The sequence below is a fragment of the Sulfitobacter noctilucicola genome, assembly GCF_000622385.1.
Lineage (GTDB): Bacteria > Pseudomonadota > Alphaproteobacteria > Rhodobacterales > Rhodobacteraceae > Sulfitobacter > Sulfitobacter noctilucicola.
In genome coordinates this window covers 2,229,127-2,245,403 of sequence record NZ_JASD01000008.1, presented here as the reverse complement: position 1 = coordinate 2,245,403, position 16,277 = coordinate 2,229,127, and the positions used below count along the sequence as shown (strand labels likewise).

General features: G+C 57.5%; 16 protein-coding genes. 7 read left to right on the top strand and 9 right to left on the bottom strand.

The window, feature by feature from the left end:
• The first annotated feature begins 229 nt into the window (after positions 1-229).
• Entirely contained in the window at positions 230-1,087 is an 858-nt protein-coding gene (locus tag Z946_RS0114650; RefSeq protein ID WP_025056479.1) for an isocitrate lyase/PEP mutase family protein, read from the top strand.
• An 8-nt stretch (positions 1,088-1,095) separates the two neighbouring features.
• Here the strand turns inward: Z946_RS0114650 and Z946_RS0114645 are convergent, their stop codons facing one another.
• Positions 1,096-1,839 (bottom strand): GntR family transcriptional regulator, encoded by a 744-nt coding sequence (locus Z946_RS0114645; protein WP_025056478.1) that lies wholly within the window; start codon positions 1,837-1,839, stop codon positions 1,096-1,098.
• A 7-nt stretch (positions 1,840-1,846) separates the two neighbouring features.
• Entirely contained in the window at positions 1,847-3,043 is a 1,197-nt protein-coding gene (locus tag Z946_RS0114640) for an FAD-dependent oxidoreductase (RefSeq protein ID WP_025056477.1), read from the bottom strand.
• A gap of 102 nt (positions 3,044-3,145) precedes the next feature.
• Between Z946_RS0114640 and Z946_RS20755 the strand changes: the two genes are divergently transcribed.
• The 6 genes from Z946_RS20755 (at position 3,146) to Z946_RS0114610 (ending at position 8,485) form a co-directional block, all read left to right on the top strand.
• Positions 3,146-3,871 (top strand): SDR family NAD(P)-dependent oxidoreductase, encoded by a 726-nt coding sequence (locus tag Z946_RS20755; RefSeq protein WP_052836105.1) that lies wholly within the window; start codon positions 3,146-3,148, stop codon positions 3,869-3,871.
• Complete coding sequence (locus Z946_RS0114630) at positions 3,868-4,671, top strand: SDR family NAD(P)-dependent oxidoreductase (RefSeq protein ID WP_037969218.1); 804 nt, start codon at positions 3,868-3,870, stop codon at positions 4,669-4,671. The genes Z946_RS20755 and Z946_RS0114630 overlap by 4 nt, the downstream gene beginning before the upstream one ends.
• A 101-nt stretch (positions 4,672-4,772) precedes the next feature.
• Entirely contained in the window at positions 4,773-5,765 is a 993-nt protein-coding gene (locus Z946_RS0114625; RefSeq protein ID WP_025056475.1) for a TRAP transporter substrate-binding protein, read from the top strand.
• A gap of 59 nt (positions 5,766-5,824) precedes the next feature.
• The gene (locus Z946_RS0114620; RefSeq protein WP_025056474.1) at positions 5,825-6,322 is read left to right on the top strand and encodes a TRAP transporter small permease; all 498 of its coding nucleotides are present in this window, start codon (positions 5,825-5,827) and stop codon (positions 6,320-6,322) included.
• Complete coding sequence (locus tag Z946_RS0114615) at positions 6,319-7,593, top strand: TRAP transporter large permease (RefSeq protein WP_025056473.1); 1,275 nt, start codon at positions 6,319-6,321, stop codon at positions 7,591-7,593. The genes Z946_RS0114620 and Z946_RS0114615 overlap by 4 nt, the downstream gene beginning before the upstream one ends.
• A 4-nt stretch (positions 7,594-7,597) precedes the next feature.
• Positions 7,598-8,485 (top strand): isocitrate lyase/PEP mutase family protein, encoded by an 888-nt coding sequence (locus Z946_RS0114610; RefSeq protein WP_025056472.1) that lies wholly within the window; start codon positions 7,598-7,600, stop codon positions 8,483-8,485.
• Between the two features lie 16 nt (positions 8,486-8,501).
• Here Z946_RS0114610 and Z946_RS0114605 read toward each other — a convergent pair whose 3' ends face one another.
• The 7 genes from Z946_RS0114605 to Z946_RS0114575 form a co-directional block, all read right to left on the bottom strand.
• On the bottom strand, positions 8,502-9,692 hold the full coding sequence (locus tag Z946_RS0114605; RefSeq protein WP_025056471.1) for an acyl-CoA dehydrogenase family protein: 1,191 nt from the start codon (positions 9,690-9,692) through the stop codon (positions 8,502-8,504).
• Between the two features lie 71 nt (positions 9,693-9,763).
• The gene (locus tag Z946_RS0114600) at positions 9,764-10,000 is read right to left on the bottom strand and encodes a hypothetical protein (protein ID WP_025056470.1); all 237 of its coding nucleotides are present in this window, start codon (positions 9,998-10,000) and stop codon (positions 9,764-9,766) included.
• A 6-nt stretch (positions 10,001-10,006) separates the two neighbouring features.
• The gene (locus tag Z946_RS0114595; protein ID WP_025056469.1) at positions 10,007-11,053 is read right to left on the bottom strand and encodes an ABC transporter permease; all 1,047 of its coding nucleotides are present in this window, start codon (positions 11,051-11,053) and stop codon (positions 10,007-10,009) included.
• Between the two features lie 8 nt (positions 11,054-11,061).
• Positions 11,062-12,639 (bottom strand): sugar ABC transporter ATP-binding protein, encoded by a 1,578-nt coding sequence (locus Z946_RS0114590; protein WP_025056468.1) that lies wholly within the window; start codon positions 12,637-12,639, stop codon positions 11,062-11,064.
• A complete protein-coding gene (locus Z946_RS0114585) occupies positions 12,636-13,721 on the bottom strand; it encodes a sugar ABC transporter substrate-binding protein (RefSeq protein WP_025056467.1) in 1,086 nt (361 codons plus the stop codon). The genes Z946_RS0114590 and Z946_RS0114585 overlap by 4 nt, the downstream gene beginning before the upstream one ends.
• An 18-nt stretch (positions 13,722-13,739) precedes the next feature.
• Positions 13,740-14,378, bottom strand: a complete 639-nt coding sequence (locus Z946_RS0114580) for an isochorismatase family protein (protein WP_025056466.1) — start codon at positions 14,376-14,378, stop codon at positions 13,740-13,742.
• Entirely contained in the window at positions 14,378-16,270 is a 1,893-nt protein-coding gene (locus Z946_RS0114575) for a hydantoinase B/oxoprolinase family protein (protein WP_025056465.1), read from the bottom strand. The genes Z946_RS0114580 and Z946_RS0114575 overlap by 1 nt, the downstream gene beginning before the upstream one ends.
• Positions 16,271-16,277: the final 7 nt, after the last annotated feature.

Below are 16,277 nucleotides of genomic sequence, written 5' to 3'. Positions count from 1 at the left end.
GGAGCAACCACCGCAAACTTACAGCGCCATCCTCTTGCGTCCTTTGACATTGCGGTTCCCCTGCTTTCACAACACCTTTTCAACGATAAGATACAGCATTTGCCTCTGCGTCAAGAATTTGTCTGGACAAATTATTGACGCGGGATCGTCTCCCCCATTATGCAGAGAAGAAATCCGGCGATGTGCCGCAGGATTAATCACCTTCGCAATGATGTTGGGAGACATAGAGATGGCCGACCCGAAACTCAGACAGATGCTGGACGCAGGCGCGTTCATCACCGCGCCCGGTGTATTCGACATGATCTCGACTCTGGTGGCGGACCGGATGGGTTTTTCTGCGCTCTACGTGACGGGGTACGGGCTGGCAGCCTCTCATATGGGTCTGCCGGACGCGGGGATCATGACCTATACCGACATGGAAAGCCGCATCCGCCAGATCGTTCAGGGATCATCGACGCCCGTTATCGCAGATGCCGACACAGGCTACGGCGGCTTGCTGAACGTGCGCCACACGGTGCGCGGATACGAGGCCGCAGGTGTGACCGCCATCCAGATCGAAGACCAGGAATACCCAAAGAAATGCGGGCATACGCCGGGCCGCAGCGTGGTCCCGATGAAAGACATGGTCTCCAAGATACGGGTCGCATGCGACGCACGGTCGAGCGCAGATTTACTGATCATCGCCCGCACCGACAGCCGCACCACACTGGGCCTGGACGAAGCCCTGCGCCGCGGCGAAGCATACGCCAGTGCCGGTGCCGACGTGGTCTTTGTCGAAGCGCCGGAATCCGTCGATGAAATGAAGCTGATCACAGACCGTATCGGCGTGCCGACACTAGCAAATATGGTGTCGGGCGGAATGACGCCTGTGCTGCCTTCTGACGAGTTGGCGCGTCTGGGCTTCGCCATCGGCATCCACCCTGCCCTGGGTTTTCTTGCGGTTGGTCAGGCGCTCAAGGACGCCTACGGAACACTTGCCGAAAAGGGCGATGTGTCAGGGGCCAAGCTTGAAGATTTCGAAGCCTTCAGCAAGCTGATGGGGTTTGAGGATGTCTGGGAATTTGATCGCAAATGGGCGCAGGGCTGACAGGTTCGTCACTCTGCCTCCAGCGTGATTCGCGTGCGGTGGATGTAGCTGTCACCGCCACGATGCCAGTTGAACGAAGCGATCAAGAGCCCCTCACCACTTATGTAATGGCGCAAGATGCGCAGCACGGGCGTGTGTTCAGGAAGGTCTAGCGCATCTGCCACATGATACGGGGCCGGTAGCGCTTGGGTTTCCTGTTCGGCATGGCTAATGGCGGTACCGGCGGCTTCGGCAAGTCCTATGTGAATGGCCCCCTCGCCCTGCGCCAGCTCAGCCGCAATATCCTTGAACCTTGCGGGCACATAGCTTTCGACAAGGGCAAGTGCGGTCCCTTCTGACGTGCGACGCAAGCCGGTCAGCAGAGCCCATTCTTCCCCTTCGGTCCGGCCCAGACGCACTGCCATGTCTGCATCAAGGATCGTGTCTTCGGATTTGAGCAGATCAAGCGTCGTCTCTGCCGCATATTGCGACAGCTCTGACACCGAACGGTAGTTCTGGACATAGACGCCCGAAGGCGTGGTGCGCAGAACGCGGCTCCCTGCCCCTTGGGTGCGCGACACCATTCCATCCGCCTGAAGCCGGCGCAAAGCTTCGCGTACAGTGAAACGCGAGACATCAAAGCGGGCACAAAGGCTGGCTTCACTGGGCAGCAGGTCGCCGACCTTGACCTTGCCGGTGTCGATATCGGCGCGGATCAGTTTGAAGACTTCGAGGTAGCGTGGCGTTTTGCGGGTGCGCTCAGTGGAGGACATCCTGCTGCTATGACACATCCTCAAGATCGCGCAAAGACTGGATCATCGAAGAACGCATTACGTAAGCCATATGTTTTTGTGGATCATCCACCGTCGCACGCAGTTCATCATGGTAAGCTTGTCGCTTTGCGGGATCGGTTTCGTTCAGCACAGCGCGGTTGCGCAGCGCTTGTGCCTGCACCGTTTCGATCGCCACCTTACGGCGCTGTCTGTTGTAGCGGCCCATCAGATCAATCGACGCTCCCTGCCAGACCTGCGTCAGCTTATCGGCCAGATTGACCGCATCGTGGATACCGCCATTCATGCCCATACCACCCAACGGATTGTTCAAATGTGCCGCGTCACCGGCCAGAAAGATGCGGCCATGCACATATTGCTCGGCTACACGTTCATGTACACGGTAGGCCGTTTTATGCGCAATTTCATAGGGTTCTCCGGGCAGCAAATCCTGCATCCGTTGTTCGATCCGAGCAGGATCAAGGATTTCCTCATCGCTCAGGTTGGGGTCCGTCGGAAAAAGAACACGCCAAAGCGTTGGCGTGCGCAGCAGCACCAGCCATTCTTCGGGGTCCGAGATATAGCAAATGTCCGCAAGCCCCTCGATCGCCTCATCATAGCGAAACGGGGTCGAAAGCGACAAGAAAATCTCGGGGATCGTCAAACCCGGAAATTCGACACCGGTGGATTTGCGCACGGTTGAGCGTGCCCCGTCCGCGCCAATGAGGTAAGCCGCCCGAAACTTTTCAACCTCACCGGTTTTGCGACGAGCCGTAACTGTCACGCTGTCCGCATCCTGTGCGACCTCTTCGACAACGATGTCGGTAATCAGATCGGCGTTTGGATCACCCTCAAGACGCGCGCGGGCCGCTTCGGTCAGTTTCCACTGTTCAGCCTGCAAACGGTAGGGATGGTTTGTCTCATCCTTCAAAATGCCCAAATCAAATGTCGCCACTTCGCCCTCTTTGCGATCGCGGAACTGCCACAGCGGACATTTGATACCGCGTGCGATCAATCCGTCGGCAAGGCCCAGACGGTCCAGAAAATCGATCGTCGGCGGGTGGAAGGTTGAGGCACGCAGGTCCACTGCAAGATCGGCAGACGCCTCCAGTACGGTGACGGGAATGCCGTTCTCGACAAGGGAAACAGCAGCGACCAATCCGACAGGACCTGCCCCGGCGATCAATACACGGTCTTCGATTTTCATAGATGTCCCTCCTGCGGCTCTGCCCTAACGGTACGTGTGACGCCGGAAGGGTCAAGGAAAATTTGTCTGGACAAATCTGTCAGAGGTAGCAGGATAGCGATTATGACGCAGAAACTTGCAATTCTGGGCGGTGCCGGTGCCATCGGTCGGGCCCTGACCTCACGCGCGGTGTACGAAGGATGGGATGTGACCATCCTAGACCTGCCCGCATCCCTCGCGGCGCATCCTCCACCAAAGGGTGTTTTGTCCAAAGAAATCGATATCGCAGATGCCGCGTCTGTGACGGATGCCTTTAAAGATCTTGGACCACTGGATGGCTTCGTGAATCTCGCGGGTTTCATGTCACCGCACGGTCCCTTGGTGAAAACGCCATTAGACGCGTTTGACGAGGTGATGACCGGCAACTTGCGGGGCGCATTTCTGGCAGCTCAGGCAGCACTACCCCTGCTCCATTCTCGCAAAGGGGCCATGGTGAATGTGGCCTCAGGATTGGGCGCACATGTGCGTCCGGGGTTTGGGCCTTATGCGGCGGCAAAGGCCGGAATGATCAGCCTGACAAAGACACTCGCATTGGAGGCCGCACCGGATGTACGCATCAATGCAGTGGGGCCAAGTGCGGTTGACACCGCATTTCTGCGTGGCGGCGAAGGACGCAGCGCCAAGACGGCCCCTGCCGTCGATCTTGATGCGGTGGCGGCGGCCACGCCTTTGGGGCGCATTGCCACGCCTGACGACGTGGTGGGCCCAATTTTGTTTTTACTGGGACAAGACGCCGCGTTCATGACCGGACAGGTTTTGTGGATCAACGGCGGAGGATACATGCCATGACGCAGCCTTTGGTACAGGATCGGGTCGTGCTGATCACCGGTGGGTCACGCGGGTTGGGGCGTGAAATGGCCATCGCATTAGCGCAGGCGGGCGCGAAAGTGGCGATCACCGGAGCCGCTGCGTCTGATGCTTTGGACGACACTCTGGCGCAGCTTGGCCCTGAAGCCATCGCGCTGCCTGCTGATGTGACTGACGAACACGCTGCGGAAGACGCGGTGGCAAAAACCGTCGCTAAATTTGGCAGAATCGACGTTCTGATCAACAACGCAGGCATCGGCATGCGCCTTGTATCAGAGACCTTCAACACCAGTCCCACCAAGTTCTGGGAGGCAGACAGCTCGGCTTGGGCGCGCATTGTGGATGCCAATGTAAACGGGCCGTTCCTGATGGCCCGCGCGGCGGTTCCACATATGATGGCGCAGGGCTTTGGCAAGATCATCAACATCTCCACTTCGGACCAGACGATGGTGCGACAAGGTTATGCGCCCTACGGGCCAAGCAAAGCTTTTCTTGAAGCGGCATCGCGGGTTTGGGCTGCTGATTTGGCAGGTACAGGTGTGGACGTGAACGTTCTTCTGCCGGGAGGTGCCGCAGATACAGATCTGTTGCCGCCCGGCCCCGATAAAAAAGGGGCGGATGGCAATCTGCTGTCCCCCTCGATCATGTGCGCACCAGCGCTTTGGCTGGTGTCGGATGCGGCGGATGGCATAACCGGTGCGCGCTTTATCGCGCGGCTTTGGAACACCGATGATCCGGGTGCCGCACGCGACGATAAAGGAGGCAAACCGCAAATTATGTAGCGCATGCTCTTTGCGCAGAGCGCGAAAAAGAAAGGCAATCCATAGTTGCCAAATGAGAGCACGCTTGTAGTCTGATTATCTGAATTACTGGGAGGAATAAGATGTTTAACAAAACGATTGCAACTGCCCTGTGTGTATCCGTTCTGGGTACGGCCGTAGTGGCACAAGAAAAAATGCGCATTTCGCTGCAGCTGCCCCTGACAAGCCACCTCGGCGAAAACCTTGTGCTGTTCGAAAAAGAAGTCGAGACCCGCACAGGCGGTGCGATTGACGTCGAGATTTACGACAGTGCGACGCTTTACAAAGACAAAGAGGTGCCTGCCGCTGTTGGCTCCGGCGCGATTGAGGCAGGCGTAGCCTCGTTGACGCGCTATGTGGGTGATGTGCCTGCCGTCGACGTGTTCTACATGCCGTTCCTTTTGAACACCGAAGAAAAAGTGCGTGCGGCAGTGGCCGAAGGCTCTGCTGTCCGCACACTACTTGAGGAAGAGATTGCCAAGACCGGCGGTCAGGTTCTTTACTGGCAGGCTTATGGCGGCGCGATCCTGTTGTCACAGGGCGGCCCGATCCGCACACCCGAAGACATGGTGGGAAAGAAAGCCCGCGTTTTTGGCAAAACGCTTGGCGATTTTGTCAGTGCAGCTGGTGGTGCCCCCACAATGATTTCGGGATCGGAACAGTATCTGGCCTATCAGCGCGGCACAGTTGATGTGGGCATGACCGGTGTGTCGGGCGTAAAATCCCGCAAGCTTTGGGAAGTCATGGACACAATCACCAAGACCAACCACGCCGATATCGAGTTTATCGTCGTTGTGAACAACGACTGGTGGGACGGGCTTGATGACGAAACACGTGGCCATATCCGTGATGCTGCAAAGGTAGCGCAGGACGATGTGCGTGATCGCATGACCCAGATCGAAGCGGATGCCTATGCTGCCGCGGAAGAGAATGGCATGACCGTTGTCGAACTGAGCGACGAAGAGCTTGCCGCGTGGCAGCAGGTATCGCAGCCGGTGATCGATCAGTACCTCGAAGCCACAGGCGAGACAGGGCAAAAGATCCTCGACGCTTTGGGTGTCGCGAGCGGCTCCTGACGCATAGCTGAATACAACAAGATGCGGGCGGCCCGTTTGGCCGTCCGTACGAGGTTTCTATGAATACAATTACATTCGTGTCGCGGATCGCTTGCACCGTGGGTGCCGTTCTGCTGGCCGCTACCGGCGTGATGCTAACCTACGAGGTGATCGCTCGGTATTTCTTCATACGCCCGACCATTTGGGCCGCAGAGTTGAGCCAGCTTTGCCTTATCTGGGGATGCCTTCTGGCCATGGCGTATCTATTGACTTTGCGCCGCCATATTACGGTGAATGCGGTCACGTCCTTGCTGCCCTACAATGCGCAAAAAGCCTGCGCTTTCATAGCACTGGCTGTCATCGTTGTGTTTTCGGCCATCGTGGCCTTCTGGGGCTACGACATCGCACATGACAGTTTTGTCCGGGGGCGTTTGACCGGTTCGCTTCTGAATTACCCGCTTTGGATAGCCGAGGCTTCCGTCCCGATCGGGTTCGGCCTTTTGATGCTGCAGGGGGTGGTTGAACTTGTGCAACTGCCCGGCTCTGACACCACCAGCCTTGGAGCCACGCACGAATGACAATTATTCTCATCCTGATTACGCTCTTTGTCCTTCTTCTGTTGGGCGTACCCGTGGCCTTTGCCCTTGGTGGCATGGGGCTGGGCATGTTGCTGCTCGGCGGGTTCTCTCCGCTGATGGCACCGCAATCCATTCTGTCGACGCTGGACGGCTTCATTCTGCTGGCTGTGCCGCTCTTTTTGCTCATGTCGAACCTGCTGCTGAAAGGCGGCGTGGGGCGTGATTTGTTTGCAGCGGTGCAGGCCTGGGTCGGACATTGGCCCGGCGGGCTGGCTGTGGCGACGATTATCAGTTGTGGTCTGTTTGCAGCCATTTCCGGATCGTCCGTGGCAACAGCAGCCACCATCGGTACTGTCGCCATCCCCGAGATGATCAATCGAGGATACGATAAACGATTTGTCTACGGCCTGCTGGCGGCAGGCGGCACGCTGGGTATTCTGATCCCGCCCTCAATCCCGATGATCGTCTATGGCTTTGTCACCGAACAATCCGTCATCGCGCTGTTTCTTGCAGGCATCGGACCGGGGCTGGTTCTTGTTACCCTCTTTATTGTCTTTGCAATGGTGCACGCACGTCTGTCCGGCAATTTTGACGATGTGCCAAAAGCAAGTATGTCAGAGCGGATGTCCGCCTCCAGACGGGCTCTGCCATCGGTGGCCTTGGCCCTGCTGGTCATCATCGGGCTTTATTCCGGTGCCTTCACGCCCACCGAAGCGGCGGCCGTCGGCTGTGCTGCCGCCTTGGTCATCACAGCGTTCTGGCTGCGCACCCTTACGTGGGCCGCCTTACGGGAAGCAATCATGGAATCCGCGATTACCACTGCCGCGATCCTGTTGATTGTCGCGGGTGCCAAGGTTTTCGGCAAGGCCATCGCCCTCTACCGCATCCCGCAGGACATATCCGCCTTTCTGGCGCAGACTATCGACGGCCCGCTGCAGTTTATCATCGTGGTATCCATTGTGTTGTTGCTGATGGGATTGGTGTTCGAAGCGTTGTCGATGATCCTGATCATGACACCGGTTTTACTACCCGCAGCCCTTGGCCTTGGCTTTGACCCGATCTGGTTCGGCATTTACATGGTCATCATGGTGGAATGCGCGTTGATTACGCCGCCTGTCGGTCTGAACCTCTATGTGATCCAGTCGGTCGCGAAAGCCAGCCTTGCAGATGTGGCACGCGGGGTCTGGCCTTTTCTGGCGCTCATGCTAGTGACCGTCGGCGTGTTATATGTCTTTCCCGACCTTGCCTTGTACATCCCTTTCAAATGGTGACCCAGTGACCCAAGCCCAGAACCTGCGCGCCCTGCTAGAGCAGGACACATGCCACATGATGCCCTGCTGTTTTGACGCGTTGTCGGCCAAACTGATTGCACAGGAAGGCTATGCACTGACCTTCATGTCGGGTTTCGCCGCTTCCGCCAGCCGTCTGGGTGAACCCGATCTGGGCCTGATGAGCTATGGCGAGGTTGTCGATCAGGTGAACAATATCACCAGTGCGATTAATATTCCCCTGATCGGGGACGGGGATACCGGTTATGGCAACGCAATGAACGTACGCCGCACGGTTGCGGGGTTCGCCAAGGCAGGCTGCGCTGCTGTGATGATCGAGGACCAGCTTGCTCCCAAACGCTGCGGCCATACGCCGGGCAAGGCAGTGGTCAGCCGCGATGAAGCCTTTGACCGTATCCGTGCCGCCGTCGATCAACGCGAGGCCCTGCGCGAAAAAGGCGGCGACATCCTGATCCTTGCGCGGACCGATGCCCGGTATGAGCACGGTCTGGGTGAAGCGATTGCGCGTGCGGAAGTCTTTGCCGAACTCGGTGCCGACATTCTGTTTGTCGAAGCCCCGACATCGGAGTCCGAGATGCGCGATGTCTGCGGTGCCCTGCCCGGCCCCAAGATGGCAAACATCGTTGAAGGTGGCGACACCCCTGATCTGCCCATCGAGCTGTTGCATGAAATCGGATATTCCATCGCGACCTACCCGCTGACCCTCATGGCATCTGCCATGCAGGCGATGGTTACGACCTTGCGCGACATGCGCTGCGGGACCCGCCCCGATCTTATGGACTTTGGAGAGCTGCGCGAGCGAATCGGATTTGACGCCTACTATGAAGGATCGGAGCAGTACGCCTCTTCCCGTCGTGGATCAGGCGGCCAGTAAAGGCCGCACGCCACGCTCAATAGCTGCGTGGCAAGCCCAGCACGTGTTGGCCCAAATAGCCAAGGATCATATTCTTGGAGATCGGCGCTGTCTGGTAGAGCCGGGCTTCACGCCATTTCCGCTCGATGCCATATTCGCGCGCAAAGGCGAAACCACCATAAACCTGCATACAGACCTCTGCGGCGTTCCATGACGCATCCGCTGCCAGTAATTTAGCCATGTTCGCCTCTGCCGCCGCCTTCAGACCCGCATCAAACATGGCTGCCGCCTTGCGCACCATCAGCTCCGCCGCCTGCGCCTGCGCGTAAGCCTGTGCGATAGGGAACTGGATGCCCTGATTGGCCCCGATCGGACCGCCGAAAACCTTGCGCTCGTTTGCGTATTCACTCGCCTTACGAATAAAGAACTTGGCATCTCCTATACATTCGGCGGCAATCAGAATGCGCTCTGCGTTCATGCTGTCGACGATATAGCGAAAACCCTTGCCCTCTTCGCCCACCAGCGTGTCGGCAGGAATTTCGAGGTTATCAAAGAAGACCTCGCAGGTGTTGTGATTGATCATCGCGTCGATTTTGCGCAGCTCCAACCCCTTGCCGAGCGCGTCACGCATATCGACCAAGAACACCGACATACCGTCCGACCGCTTGCTCACTTCTGCCGCTGGCGTAGTGCGCGCCAAAAGCAGCATCAGATCGGATTCGAACGCACGACTGGTCCAGACTTTTTGGCCATTAATTACATAGGTGTCGTTGCTCTGCTTTTCGGCTCGTGTCTTGAGCTGGGTCGTATCGCTTCCTGTTGTCGGCTCTGTCACGCCAAAGGCTTGCAAACGCAGATCCCCGCTGGCGATCTTGGGCAGGTAGGCCTGCTTTTGCGCATCTGATCCATGTTTCAGAACGGTTCCCATCGTATACATCTGCGCATGACACGCTGCGGCATTGCATCCGCGCTCATGGATTGTCTCAAGAACCGCGCATGCCGCAGATAGCGGCAGACCGGACCCGCCAAATTCTTCGGGAATGAGAGCGGCCAGAAATCCCGACGCGGTCAGTGTCCTGACAAACTCTGTCGGATATTCATCCGCCTTATCACAAGCGTTCCAATATGCGTTGGGGAAGTCTTCGCATAGCTTCGCCACCGCGTCGCGGATATCGTTCCAGTCTTCGGCTGCAGGAAGGGTGATCGTATCCGCAGAAGTGGGGGTCATCTGACTATCCTTTGTCGCAAGTCGGTGCAGCAAAACCTGTCATTAATGTCTCGCGCAAAAACGGCGGTACTTCAATCGGATGACGCATCCAGCCATGTGACGATCTGTACCGCCCGGCCCCACGCCTCCTCGGCCGTCTTGAAAACCTCTGCGCTGTGATGACCTACCGGATACCAGCCGCGCCCGTCTTCGGGATCGCGGCGGAACTCTTCGAAGCCGAAGCTTGCGTCGGGGCGCATGAATACATCGACGCACAGCGTCTCTCCTGGCGCGTTCACGGACCGCACAACCTTGTTCACTTGTGCCATGATCCGTCAGTCCATCGACTTTCTGCCCCGGATCAGCTGTGAAATCGCCACCGCCAGCACAAGCCCGCCCCCGTAAAAGAGGTTCTGCACAAAGCTGTCCACGCCCAGAAAGTTCAGCCCCATGATACCTGTCGACAAAAAGTAGACAGCGACAAAGGCCCCAGGTGCATTGAACCTGCCGGGATAAATCGTGGTCGATCCAAGGAAAGCCGCGGCAAATGCAGGCAGCAGGAAGGCCAGCGCTGATGACGGGTCCGCGACGCCGCGCATCCCTGTGTAAAGCACACCAGCAAACGCCGCGAGCGTAGAGGATGCGATAAGTGCGCCTGCCCGCATCCGGTTCACGTTCACGCCCGATAGCCGCGCCACCTCCCGGCCCCGTCCCACAAAAAGCATCCGCCGTCCCAAAGCCGTATATTGGAACAAATACCAGATCGCGCCTGTCAGCAGCAGCGCGTAATAAAACCCCACTGGAATGCCCAAAAACCGCGTGAGAATGACCGCTTTGATCAGGCTCATGGATACACCTGCCACGGTACCGCTGTCGGCGACCCACAAGATCAGGCCGGAGATAAAATAACCTGTCCCCAGGGTGACAATGAGCGAAAACACCCCGAAGTATATGATGAAAAAGGCGTTTACGATGCCAACCGCCACGCCCGTTAACAATGCTGCGATGATCGCGCTTGAGATCGGCAAGCCCATTTTCACATTGAGCACTGCGATTACCATCGAACTGAGGCCCATAGTCGCCGCAACCGACAGATCAAAATCACCTGTTGTGAGCGGTATGATCAGCGCGAGGGTCAGCACCACCACCATCGCATTTGAACCCAACATCGTGGCGTAGGAATTCCATGCAAACATCTGTGCAGGCTTGAAGGCACCCATAATGATTATCACCGCGATCCACGCGATCAGCAGCCCGTATTTCTCGGCCCATGTTTTCCATTCGAATTCTGGTTTGACAGAACGCGCGGCTGTCTGGGTTTCCAGATCCCTGATACGCGCCTCAAGCGCTGCTACGCGGTCATCAGTATTTGTGTGGTCCATATGCATCCTCAGGCCAGCTCTGTCACAGAGCGGTAGCAATGTTCGGCAATGTTTTCTTTGGTCAGGGCGTCGCCCTTCAGTTCGGCCACGATCTCGCCGCGTGCAAATATCAGCACGCGGTGGCAGATCTGGGCCAGCTGGTCATAGTCAGTCGATCCGATCACGATTGAGGTCCCTGCATCTGACGCACGGTCCATCGCATCCCATAGCTGCTGGCGTGCCCCCACATCGACGCCTTGTGTCGGCTCATCCAGCAACAACAGGCGTGGGGTGGTCTGCAGCCATTTGGCCATAAGCGCCTTCTGCGCATTGCCACCCGACAAAGCGGCAAGCGGCAACACCGGCACATTGGGTTTGACCCCTGCCCCCGCTCCCTGTTCAAGCCCGTGTTTTTCGATGGTCGAGGACATCAGACCAAAGCCGCGTCTGAGCCGGTCAAATACCGGCAACGCGATGTTTTCACACACCGGTAAGGAGCCGACACCAGCCGCACCCAAACGGTCTGCGGGAAGATAGGCCATGCCCCAGCCCAGTGCCTTCTCAGGCGAAAGCGCCATGGCGGGCATGCGGCGACCGTCAAGTAACACTGTCCCGCCCGTGGCCTCCCGTGCGCCGTAAATCAAGGCAGGGACATCGTCACAGCCCGAACCGATCAGTCCCGTCAGGCCGAGGATTTCGCCCTTTGCCACGTCGAAACTCAGCGGACCGATACCGGGTGCTGTCAGATCGCTTACCGTGACATACGGTTCGACATTTTTGAGCGTCTTGGCATGCCCGCCGTAAGTCTCAAGCGCCCCCCCGATGATGCGTCCTACAAATCCGTCATGCGAGGTTTGTACGGTATCAACCGTCTCAATCAATTTGCCGTCGCGCAGAATGGTGGCACGGTCCGTGATCTCGCGCACCTCATCTACATCATGACTGACAAAAATGACGCTGGCTCCAAGGGCAGTGCATTGGCGCACCAGCCCGAACAATTGCTCTACGCCAGCGCGCGGCAGAAACGGTGTCGGCTCATCCAAAACCAAAACGCCGGGGCGGTCGGCGTGATCTTTGCTGGCCTGACGCACCTCTTCATAGGCGCGCACGATGGCCAATAGCGCCTGCTGCACCGGTGACAGAAAGGCGACCTCGCTGCGCGGATCAAGCGCGAGGTTGAAGCGTGCGAAGATCTCTGCCGCATCGCGGTGCAGCGCGGGCCAGTTGATGCGCCACCGGTCTTCGGTCGCAAGCTTGTTGAGAAACAGGTTTTCGGTCACAGAAAGAGAGCCGATCAAACTAAGGTGTTGATGCACAAAGGCGAGGCCCATATTTCGCGCATGCGCGCCTGAAACCGGCAATGTCAGGCGCTGGTCGTATAGACGGATTTCCGCGCCCGGTTCAGGATCATGAAAGCCTGCCAAGACTTTGATCAGCGTGGATTTTCCCGACCCGTTTGACCCCAAAAGGCCATGCACTTCGCCGCGCGAAACATGCAGCGATACATCATCAAGGGCCAGCATGCCGCCAAAACGTTTGGACAGGTGCGTGATCTCAAGTGCAGCACCCCCATCGGGGATGCTGCGAGAGTGTGAGGTGAGGCTCACTCGAGGCCCCAAAGCGCCTTGAAGCCAGCGGTGTGGACATCGCCATACCCATCATTGAACGTCGCCGGATTGCCTGCTGTCTCGACGTTTTCATCGGTAAAAATAAACGCCGGGGTGTTCAGCTTTGTTACCGGATCAAGACCGCAGAGCAGACGCATATTCGCATCCGCACCGGCCATACCGACCCAGCCAAGGCTTTCTCCGACGTTCATCTCGACGATGTCCCCATCGCGCATCATGTCGAGCACAAAGGGTGTGCCGTTGTAGCTGACAATCTTGGCGCTGGATCCTGCGATCTGGATCGCTGGCACGATGAACTGTGACATGGAATCGTAGACCGGCAGCACGTAGTTGATGGACGGATCAGCCAGAAGCGCGTTTTGCACGGCGGGCTGCCCCTGTGTTGCCCAGTCGTTCACCGGCACATTAATGTACTTGGTTGTACAATCTGGGCAGTTGTCCTTGAGATACCCCAAGATTGCATCACGCAGCGGGGCGGTTGGTGTGATCTCATCAGGGCCCAGAACCAGCGCGTTTACCTTGCCGCCAGTTTGTACAATCGACCATGCCGCGATGATCTGTCCGATGGTCACGTAGTCCGTGTTCGCGGCCCCATCCATAAATTCCGGAGTTTGTTGAGTGGTCGCATCCCAGTTGTGGGTCGCTGTCACCTTGACGCCTGCGGCCTTTGCCTCGGTGATCTGTGGCACGAGAAACTCTGGTGGCAAACCACCCTGCATGTCGATCAGATCAAAACCCTCTGCAACAGCTGTGTTGATGCCTTGGATCCATCCTGCGGGGTCCATCTGTGTTTCCCAATCGCGCAGCTCGAAACCGACCATGGCGGCTGCATCGACAAATCCCTGAGAGATCGCGGCGTTAAACGGGTTGGCATTGGTCAGCGGAATGACAAACATCTTCTTGTCTGCCATGCAGGCTTTTGCATCAAACGGTTCGCCCGGCGCATCAAACGTGGGAAGCTGGCTGTATTTTTCGATTACCGCCTTGGCCGCGTCCATATCGGCGAGCGCAGGACTTGCCAGACCAAGGGCTGCAACAGCAGCGGTCATAAGATATTTCATTGTCGTTTCTCCCTTTGGTTATGTTTTTAGGTTCTTGAAATAGGCTATTGCGTCCTGCGTGTTCAGCAGGTCCGCATATTTGGCACTCATATCGAAGAGGTTGGCGCGGTGCGGTTCCTCGGCGCGGTCGCCCACGCCGTCCTCGACCACCAGCGTGACAAAGCCGTGGCTGATGCTGTCGATGCAGGTGGCCCGCACGCAGCCCGACGTTGTCACCCCGCAAAGCAGCACCGTGTCCACCTTCATAAAGTGCAGCGTAGACGCCAGCGAGGTGCCAAAAAATCCGCTGGGGTACTGCTTTGTGATCAGGATGTCGCCTTCTTTCATCTCAAGAGGAGGGGCAAGCTCTTGGGTTTCGGTTCCTGCGTCGAAACAAGAAAGTGCGGGCACTTTGGCATAGAATGCGCCGCCATCGCTTCCGCCTGGCTGGTATTTGACTTCGGTAAAGACCACAGGCACGCCTGCGGCACGTGCCGCATCCGCAAGCACCGCAGAGTTTTCCAACGCAGTCTGGCATCCCTGCCCGCCAAAAAGCGGGGCGTCGGGGTCAAAATATGCCTTGGCAAAGTCGATCAGCACCAGCGCAGGCCGGTGGCCCCATGATTGACGGGCATGATAGCCTGCCTTCTCATAGTTCTTGTCAAGCGCGCCTGCCATTATTCCGCAGCCCTTGCGTATTGACCGCGAAACTTCGGCGTCATCGGTGGCTCGAAACCTGTCTCTTTGAGGCAGCGGGCTTTGAGCTCTTCGATTGAGCTAAATCCGCGGCTGAAGAGTTCCGGCTCACCACGTTGGCCTTCCATCGTCTTGCGCAGTTTGGCTGTTGCCGCCTGATCCACGCCACCCGATTTCAGAACCACGCCGTAGCGTTTAGCCCCCTCGACCGTGACCAATCCGCGCTTCATGTCCCTGAGCACCAGTTCGGGATCACGCTCCAACGGGTTACCCCAGCCGCCGCCGCCCCATGTGTTGAAGTACAGAATATCACCCGGCTCAACCGCGATGCGGTCGCACTTGGAGGGTATGTTCTCCTCTGTCCCGTCCGCACGTACCAGCCGTTTGGTGGAACGCAGACCCGGCTCACCGCCGTTGACGCCCCAGGGATAGGTCAACCAACGGTCGTCGTGGATAGATACTTCGCCCGTCTCAAGCATTTCATACGCGATGGTAATGCCGTTGCCGCCACGGTGCACACCTGCGCCGCCACTGTCAGGAATGGTCGCATATTCGCGGATGCGCAGGGGGAAGTACGCCTCAAGGAATTCGTTCGGTACGTTCGTAAAGGCAGGCCACATTGAATGTCCGTCCGGCCCGTCGCCCGCAGGGCGCCCCGGCACACCACCAAAGCCGATCTGGAAAAGCTGGTACCAATCACCATCCTTGTCGAAACCCGAATACATGAAGTGCGGGCTGTCCGAGAAGCCGGCCGCATTCAGCGCATCAGGTGCGCCCTGCCCCAGCAAGCCGCCCATAAGATCGAAGATACGGCCCAACATGTGTGTCCGGCACGACAATGCCGCCGGTTTTTGCGGTTTGAGAATACAGCCTTCGGGGATGTGCACATCTACCAGATCATAAAACCCGTCATTGAACAGGATCTGCGGATCGAAAAGATTAATCGTGAACGCTCCGAAGAACATCTTGAACATCTCTTCGTTCAACAGAAAGTTGATGGATGAAAACGACTGCGGGTCCGATCCGGTGAAGTCGAAATAGGCAATCTCGCCTTCGCGGTGCAGATGGCAGGCGATCTTGTAAGGGCCGTTGCCCATGCCGTCATCGTCGATCCAATCCTCAAAGTATGCCTTCTTGCCATCGACCGCTTCGGGGATAATCATCTGGATGATTGCGCCCATTGCTGCCTTGTTGCGGTCCAGCATGTCCCACATCGCGGAGATATAGATGTCAGTGCCAAAGCGTTCGATGTTTTCGCGCACGCGACGTTCGGCCAGACGCAGGCCCGCGATGATGGCAAAGAAGTCGGACTTGTTCCATTCCGGCATCCGGGTGTTGTGTAACAGGATGTTCAGCAATTCGTTTTGCAATTCACCACCACGGTAAATCTTGGTCGGCGGGATGATGATGCCTTCCTCGTAGATCATCTTGGCATCTGTCGGCAGTGATCCGGGCACCTTGCCGCCTACGTCCGTCATATGGCCGAACATCGCGGCCCAGCTTACCAGTTTGCCCTCGTGGAAAATGGGCATCATCAGCAACCAGTCGTTCAGGTGGCTAACCGCACCGTCACAGGAATACGGATCATTGGTGATAAAGATATCGCCATCCTCGACCGTACCTTCGTAGCCTTCCATAAAGCCATACAGGAAACTGCCAAACTGGCCGACGACCATCTTGCCTTCCTGATTGGCAATCAGCGGAAAGGCGTCGTGCTGTTCGCGGATGCCCGGGCTCATCGCGGTGCGGAACAGAACCGCGTCCATCTCGTTGCGGGCATTGCGCAGTGCGTTTTCCACGATGTCCAGCGTGATCGGGTCCACATCGACACGGGAGAACGGTGTGGGATTTGCTTCTATAATCTGTGCAACCATTGTTTTC